This is a genomic window from Dietzia sp. DQ11-38-2, assembly GCF_014145055.1.
Classification (GTDB): domain Bacteria; phylum Actinomycetota; class Actinomycetes; order Mycobacteriales; family Mycobacteriaceae; genus Dietzia.
Map to the genome: position 1 here is coordinate 1 of NZ_JAALDW010000431.1, position 1,234 is coordinate 1,234.

At 72.6% G+C, this 1,234-nt stretch carries 2 protein-coding genes; both read left to right on the forward strand.

The window, feature by feature from the left end; translation table 11 throughout:
* Positions 1 to 184 precede the first annotated feature (184 nt).
* On the forward strand, positions 185 to 808 hold the full coding sequence (gene folE / locus G6026_RS13830) for a GTP cyclohydrolase I FolE (RefSeq protein WP_107755671.1): 624 nt from the start codon (positions 185 to 187) through the stop codon (positions 806 to 808).
* A 59-nt stretch (positions 809 to 867) separates the two neighbouring features.
* A partial coding sequence (locus G6026_RS13835) for a dihydropteroate synthase (protein ID WP_194307631.1) occupies positions 868 to 1,234 on the forward strand: 367 nt, incomplete at its 3' end.

Genomic DNA, 1,234 nt, shown 5'->3' on the forward strand with positions numbered 1-1,234 from the left:
ACCCCGGTCGCGCCGGCGACCGGGACGAGTCGCCGTCCGGCCGGTCGACCCGTGCGTGGTCGGCGGTGGACGGTGACGGGCGCCGGAGCGGGTCCCGCCGTCGCGAGGACAAGGAACCCGGGTGGCGGGCACCGTGGGAACGTGACGACTGACCACCGGTCGGTTTCGTGCGAGAAGAGGACTGATGACGACCCCTGACCACATCCCCGCGGCAGACGCCCGGTCGGTGTCCGCCGGCCGGGTGTTCGATGCCGAGCGCGCCGAGTCGGCGGTCCGGGAACTGCTGATCGCCGTGGGCGAGGACCCGGATCGCGAGGGCCTCCAGGACACCCCGGCGCGCGTCGCACGGGCGTACCGGGAGGTGTTCGCGGGGCTGTACACCGAACCCGCGGACGTGTTGTCCAGGACGTTCAACGAGGACCACCGGGAGCTGGTCCTGGTGCGGGACATCCCCATCTTCTCGACCTGCGAGCACCACCTCGTCCCGTTCCACGGGGTCGCGCACATCGGGTACATCCCGGGGCGCTCGGGTGCGGTGACCGGGCTGAGCAAACTCGCCCGGCTCGTCGACCTCTACGCCAAGCGGCCGCAGGTGCAGGAACGACTGACCAGCCAGGTCGCCGACGCCCTGGTGGACAGGCTCCAGCCCACCGGGGTCCTCGTGGTGATCGAATGCGAACACCTGTGCATGAGCATGCGCGGAATCCGTAAGCCGGGTTCCGTCACCACCACCTCCGCGGTCCGGGGCAGCATGCGGTCCAACGCCTCCACCAGGGCGGAGGCACTCGGCCTCCTGCGGGGTACGTGAGCCACCCGTTCGCCCCGACACGCCCGGCCGGGCTGCCGCGTCCGGGCCGCTGCGCGGTGATGGGCATCGTCAACGTCACGGAGGACTCCTTCTCCGACGGGGGGCGTCACCTCGCCCCGGAGGCCGCCCTCGCCCACGCCCGGCGACTGGTCTCGGAGGGGGCCGACCTCCTCGACGTCGGCGGGGAGTCCACGAGGCCGGGGGCGATCCGGGTCGACCGGACCGACGAGGCGGACCGCGTGATCCCGCTCGTCCGCTCTCTCGTGGCGGACGGGGTCACGGTCTCGGTCGACACCATGCGCGCCTCGGTCGCCGCCGAGGCCCTGGAGTCCGGCGCGGCGCTGATCAACGACGTCTCCGGAGGTCTCGCCGATCCCGGGATGCTGCCGGTCGTCGCCCAACAGGGGTGCCCCGTGGTGCTCATGC

Bases quoted from the DNA above. Each gene is read 5' to 3' on its own strand.
- folE (WP_107755671.1), top strand. From the start codon at position 185: ATGACGACCCCTGACCACATCCCCGCGGCAGACGCCCGGTCGGTGTCC.